The organism is uncultured Chloroflexus sp. (assembly GCF_937951745.1).
Taxonomy (GTDB): domain Bacteria; phylum Chloroflexota; class Chloroflexia; order Chloroflexales; family Chloroflexaceae; genus Chloroflexus.
Genome location: NZ_CALFBQ010000013.1, coordinates 1 through 5225, shown reverse-complemented (window position 1 = coordinate 5225; position 5225 = coordinate 1). Strand labels below are relative to the sequence as shown.

At 59.2% G+C, this 5225-nt stretch carries 6 protein-coding genes; 3 read left to right on the top strand and 3 right to left on the bottom strand.

From position 1 onward, the window contains the following. The 3 genes from Q1A59_RS04310 to Q1A59_RS04300 all read left to right on the top strand — a co-directional run. Positions 1-987: FAD-binding oxidoreductase (locus Q1A59_RS04310; RefSeq protein WP_299644033.1), on the top strand; the 987-nt coding region annotated here is incomplete at its 5' end. An 81-nt stretch (positions 988-1068) separates the two neighbouring features. Continuing rightward, positions 1069-1971, top strand: a complete 903-nt coding sequence (locus Q1A59_RS04305) for an ABC transporter ATP-binding protein (protein ID WP_298405277.1) — start codon at positions 1069-1071, stop codon at positions 1969-1971. 40 nt (positions 1972-2011) lie between these two features. Beyond that, positions 2012-2929 carry an ABC transporter permease gene (locus Q1A59_RS04300; RefSeq protein WP_298405274.1) on the top strand — a complete coding sequence of 306 codons (918 nt, stop codon included), beginning with the start codon at positions 2012-2014 and terminating at the stop codon, positions 2927-2929. A 6-nt stretch (positions 2930-2935) separates the two neighbouring features. Here Q1A59_RS04300 and Q1A59_RS04295 read toward each other — a convergent pair whose 3' ends face one another. The 3 genes from Q1A59_RS04295 to mtnP form a co-directional block, all read right to left on the bottom strand. Continuing rightward, positions 2936-3538, bottom strand: a complete 603-nt coding sequence (locus Q1A59_RS04295; RefSeq protein WP_298405271.1) for a nitroreductase family protein — start codon at positions 3536-3538, stop codon at positions 2936-2938. Between the two features lie 87 nt (positions 3539-3625). Then, positions 3626-4384: a coenzyme F420-0:L-glutamate ligase gene (gene cofE, locus Q1A59_RS04290; RefSeq protein ID WP_298405268.1), complete on the bottom strand. Its 759-nt coding sequence runs from the start codon at positions 4382-4384 to the stop codon at positions 3626-3628. Between the two features lie 4 nt (positions 4385-4388). Then, on the bottom strand, positions 4389-5225 hold an 837-nt coding region (gene mtnP, locus Q1A59_RS04285; RefSeq protein WP_299644028.1), incomplete at its 5' end, for an S-methyl-5'-thioadenosine phosphorylase.

Here is a 5225-nt window from a genome sequence, read left to right as displayed (position 1 = left end):
AGCGTGGCCGGCATTGATGCCGGTGCGGTCGGGGGTGGCGCAGCCGGGCGGAACGGCGGCTTTTTACTGGCCGGTCTCGCCGCGTTTTACCACGATGCGGTCGCCGCTATCGGGCGCGAGCGGGCCGCAGCCATCTACCGGCTCACGATCGCCGAAATCGGGCAGATGGCCACTGCAATGCCGGAGGTTGTGCGCCGGGTCGGATCGCTGCGCATTGCCGCTTCGCCGGAAGAGGCCATCGACTGTAACGCCCAGTTGCAGGCGATGCGGGCCGATGATTTACCGGTCGAGCCATACTGCGGCCCAGAGGGTGAAGGGTTGCTGCTGCCCACCGATGGCGCGTTTCAACCGCTGCACCGGTGCCGGCTGTTAGCCGAACGAGCGCAGCAGGGCGGGGCGCTACTCTTTACCCACACGCCGGCATTGGCCATTGAAGGCACAACTGTACAATGTCCGCACGGACGAATACTGGCCCGACACGTGATTATTGCTGTTGATGGCGGTCTGGAACGGCTAGCGCCGGAGCTGTGCGGGATGGTGCGCAGCGCTCGGTTGCAAATGCTGGCTACTGGCCCTGACCCAGCCTGCTCCATCCCACGTCCGGTCTACACTCGCTGGGGCTACGACTACTGGCAACAGTTACCCGATGGCCGCATCGCACTCGGTGGCTGCCGCGATCGCTTCGCCGCCGAAGAATGGGATGCGCCGCCAAAGCCGTCGGCGCCAGTACAGTCGGCGCTCGAACAGCTTCTCCGCGAACGGATCGGCAGTCAGGCACCGGTCGAGCGGCGATGGGCGGCACAGGTAGCCTACCGTCGTGATAGTATTTTGCCAATTGCCCGCCAGATCCGGCCCCACGTGTGGGCAATCGGCGCGTACAACGGCACCGGCAACGTCATAGGCGCAGTCTGCGGGCGGGCAGTCGCCCATGCTGCAGTGCGCGGTGATTGCTCGCTCCTCCGGCTGTTCGATCCGTCTAACGCTTGATTTGACAACCTTCTTGCTCGCGCCTTCTTCCTACATTCTTTGTGTTATCATACAGCCGACAAACGTCGTTGCGGAACGGACATGAACGCCATTGAAACGATAGAACTTACCAAGCGCTACGGTAAACGAATTGCCGTCGATCAGCTCAACCTTACCGTCGGCACAGGCGAAGTGTTCGGCTTCCTCGGCCCAAACGGCGCGGGCAAGACCACCACCATCGCGATGTTGTTGGGATTGGTCAAACCAACCAAAGGTCGAGCACTAGTCCTTGGGTACGATGTCCAACGTGAGCCGGCGCTCGCCTTGCGACGGGTTGGGGCAATGATTGAAGCGCCAGCGTTCTACCCATACCTCAGCGGAGCCGACAATCTGCGCGTCTTGGCCCGTGCCGGCGGCATTCCGCTTGAGCGGGTGCAGCGCGTACTTGAGACGGTTGAGCTGAGTGAACGTGCGCGCGACAAAGTATCTACCTACTCGCAAGGGATGAAGCAGCGCCTTGCGATTGCTGCGGCACTGCTCCCTGACCCCGAACTGATTATGCTCGATGAGCCGACCAATGGCCTCGATCCGGCGGGAACAGTCGAGATCCGCAACCTCATTCGCGAACTCGCCGCTAGTGGGCGCACTATTTTGCTATGCAGCCACCTATTGCACGAGGTCGAGCAGCTCTGCCAGCGGGTAGCAATTATGAAAGACGGGAAGCTGATCGCGTCCGGTGACGTCGCCACCCTGTTGCGGCGCGGGCAAGGCGTGCGCGTGCGGGTGCAAGGCGATCCGGGGCCAGCGGTGAGCCTCTTACGGACGCTAACATGGGTAGGCAGTGTGATGGTGCAAGGCGAGACGATCTTCGTTAACGCGCCTGCTGATCGAGCCGGCGAAATCAACGCGCTCTTGATAAAAGCTGACATTATTGTAGCTGAGATCGGAGCCAGCAACAGCTCACTGGAAGAGTTCTTCTTAACGGTGACAAAGGCAGAGGTGTAAGATACGCGGTGCAATCGGAAGCCGAAGAGAGGTATCCGCCATGGAGGCACGGACAACGTTTACCAACCTGCTCGCTGCCGAGTGGATGAAGATTGTGCGCCGGCCTATGGCGTTGTTGCTATTGGGCATCTTCCTCACGTTAACCGCATTGCAACAGACGCTCTGGTTTCTGATAGTAGCGCTGCAAGAAGGTACCTTCAGCGGCGGTAACGTCACGTTTGGCTTACTCAGCACGGCAGCAATCGAGCAGATCAAGCGTCAATTGAGCTTGCCCGGCGTATTCGGCGCAATGTTGAGCGCGATCAACGGCACCGGCGGCATTCTAGCAGTGATCTTGACGGCGGGCATCTTCGGCAGTGATTTCAATTGGGGAACGCTACGAATACTGTTGACACGCGCCCCCAATCGCGGCGCATACCTCTCGGCCAAGCTTGTCGCCTTACAACTCGCATTGCTGAGCGCAATGGTGATCACGCTGATCGTCGGCATCGTGTTGGCACTGCTCTTCAGTGGTCTGCTTGGCTTGCCGCAACGACTCGGCATTGTTGACCTTCTGCTCTTGCCAATAGGTATGGTACGAGCGTTGCTAGTCATGCTCCCTTACACCCTAATCGCTGCGGCAAGCGCCATCGTTGGCCGCTCGGTCATTGCTGGGGTTGGCGGCGGCTTGATCTTTCTTGCTTTCGACGTAAGCGCCGGCTCACTTAACACCATTGGTGCGGTTAATCCGCTGATTCGCGCCCTCGTCAACCTCTTGCTCCAACCGAACATCAACCGATTGATAATAGAGAATAGCCGGATGTTCGGCCTCGATCAGAGTGTACTGACCTCGGCACTCGATCTCAATTTGCTGCCCTCGCAATGGCAAGCGATCATCGTCATCATTGTCTACAGTGCGATCTTTGGGTACAGCGCCTACCGTACCCTCAACCGGCAAGATATTGGCGGGGCGGGATGACAGCCGTTACATCCACCCCACCACGAGTTCATCCAACGAACGGCGTGGTCGGCGCTTAGGTTCTTGGGCCAGATATCCAATCGGAATAAGGGCTTGCGGATGCAGATCGTCGGTCAGATCGAGCGCCGCACGCACCGCCACCGGCGCAAACAAGGGCGCACACATCCAACCGGCCGCCAAGCCTAACGCAAATGCCGCCAACAACATATTCTGCACGGCACAACCCAAACTCTGAACGGCCATGGTTGTTTCGGCAGCTTGCCGTTCTGGATCAGGGTACCCATCTAAATCGTTCAAATACAGACATGGAACAATCATCACCGGCGCATTGAGCACCCGTTCACGCGACCGTTGCAGCCGTTGTTCAATCGTCGCCGGATCGTGGCCATCGAGAGCAAGATGATGACGCCACGCCGCTCCCATTGCTTCGGCCAAGGCTGCTTTGCGTTCAGCCGTCTCAACGACCACAAACCGCCACGGCTGACGGCCATGGGGCGATGGCGCCCAACTGGCAGCAGTGAGAATCTGTTCGATAGCGGCCCGTGGCGGCGGATCGGGCAAAAAGGCGCGCACGGTACGGCGGGTTTGGGCAAGCGTAAAAAAGTCCATAGCTTATGATATTTCATCGCAGAGACCACAGAGAACGCAGAGGATTCGCACATATTCTCCGCGTCCTCTGGCACATCGCCAAAAACGTCACCGGAACAGATCAAAACGAGGATCGCGGATCAACAGGCGCGCAGTGGCGGTCTCGCTCGGCTGGTACTGGTAGCCGCGCACCAGTGCCGCCGGCACGCGATCGATCTTCCCCATCACCAACTCGGCGGCGGCGGCCAACTCGTCAGCAACAGCGATCAGCGTAGCCTGCATCGTATAGCCATAGGAGTCATCGACGCCGGCGAAATCGCGCAGCGGGGCGATGCCGGCGACGCCAATGGCGACATTGACTTGCCCTTCACGCCATGGCCGACCAAAGGTATCGGTGATAATCACTGCTGGCACATGATCATAGCGGGCAGCTAAGGCGGCGCGCAGCGCGGCGGCGCTGGCGTCGGGATCAACCGGTAGCAAGGCTAACTGCCGACCACCATCGACATTCGACTCGTCGACGCCACTGTTGGCACAAACAAAACCGTGATGGGTTTCGGTGATGAGCACACCATTCGCCATCTTGACGATGCGTTTGCTCTCGCGCAAGACGACCTCTTGATAGCGGGCATCTTTCTTGGCGGTACGGGCAATCTGTTCGGCAAACGGTGACGGCTCGATCGTAGCCGGATCAACCAGCCGACCCTCGGCTTTCGAGACGATCTTTTGGGTCACGACTAGAATATCGCCGGCAACTAAGCCCCCCACAGCATCGATCGCTGTAGCGAGCAGGGTGGCCAGATCATCACCCGGCCGCACTTCACCGATACCGTGCAACGGAATAATGCGGATGTCGTGTTGGGTCATCGTTTTATGACCAATACCGGCCAGCGATCGGCGCTAACCGTTCTTTGATAGCGGCGGGAATATAATCGGGATGGGTAATGATGGCGTAGCGCAGCGCATCGTGGGCAGGGCTGGTAAAGTTCTCGTCGATCTGGGCTACGGCCAAGCGCACAATCTGCTGTGAGAGAGAGACATTCGCACTCAGCACCTTAATCACTTGGTCAGCGGTCACCGCATCGTGTTCAGGATGCCAGACATCGTAATCGGTCACCATTGCCAACGTCGCATAGGCAATTTCGGCCTCGCGGGCCAGTTTCGCTTCGGGCAGCGCCGTCATCCCAATCAAACTATGGCCGCGGCGACGATTCTCTTCGCTCTCAGCCTTGGTTGAAAACTGCGGCCCCTCCATGACTACTAGCGTTCCACCTTGATGCACTACCGCGCCAGCCGCTTGGGCTGCGTGCAAAAGGATGTTGCTGAGGTGCGGGCAGAAGGGACGGTCAAAGGCAACGTGGGCCACGACACCGCCCTCGAAGAAGGTAGCGGGACGAATACCCTTCGTGCGGTCAAAAATCTGGTCGGGGATAACGGCATGACCGGGAGCGTAATCCTCGCGCAGCGAACCAACCGCACTTACTGAAATCAGTGCGCGCACGCCGAGTAGCTTGAAGGCATAAATATTCGCCCGCGCCGGCACTTCGCTGGGATTCAGGCGGTGCCCGCGACCGTGGCGTGGTAAGAACGCCACTCGCCGACCTTCCAATTCACCGATGATAAACGCATCGCTGGGATCGCCAAACGGTGTTGTCAGGCGCACCTCTTCCGGATTTTTGAGATCGGGCATTGCATACAGGCCGCTGCC

Excerpts from the sequence above, each read along its gene's own strand:
- Q1A59_RS04295 (WP_298405271.1), bottom strand. The coding sequence starts at position 3,538 with ATGGACTTTTTTACGCTTGCCCAAACCCGCCGTACCGTGCGCGCCTTT.
- Q1A59_RS04300 (WP_298405274.1), top strand. The coding sequence starts at position 2,012 with ATGGAGGCACGGACAACGTTTACCAACCTGCTCGCTGCCGAGTGGATG.
- cofE (WP_298405268.1), bottom strand. The coding sequence starts at position 4,384 with ATGACCCAACACGACATCCGCATTATTCCGTTGCACGGTATCGGTGAA.
- Q1A59_RS04305 (WP_298405277.1), top strand. The coding sequence starts at position 1,069 with ATGAACGCCATTGAAACGATAGAACTTACCAAGCGCTACGGTAAACGA.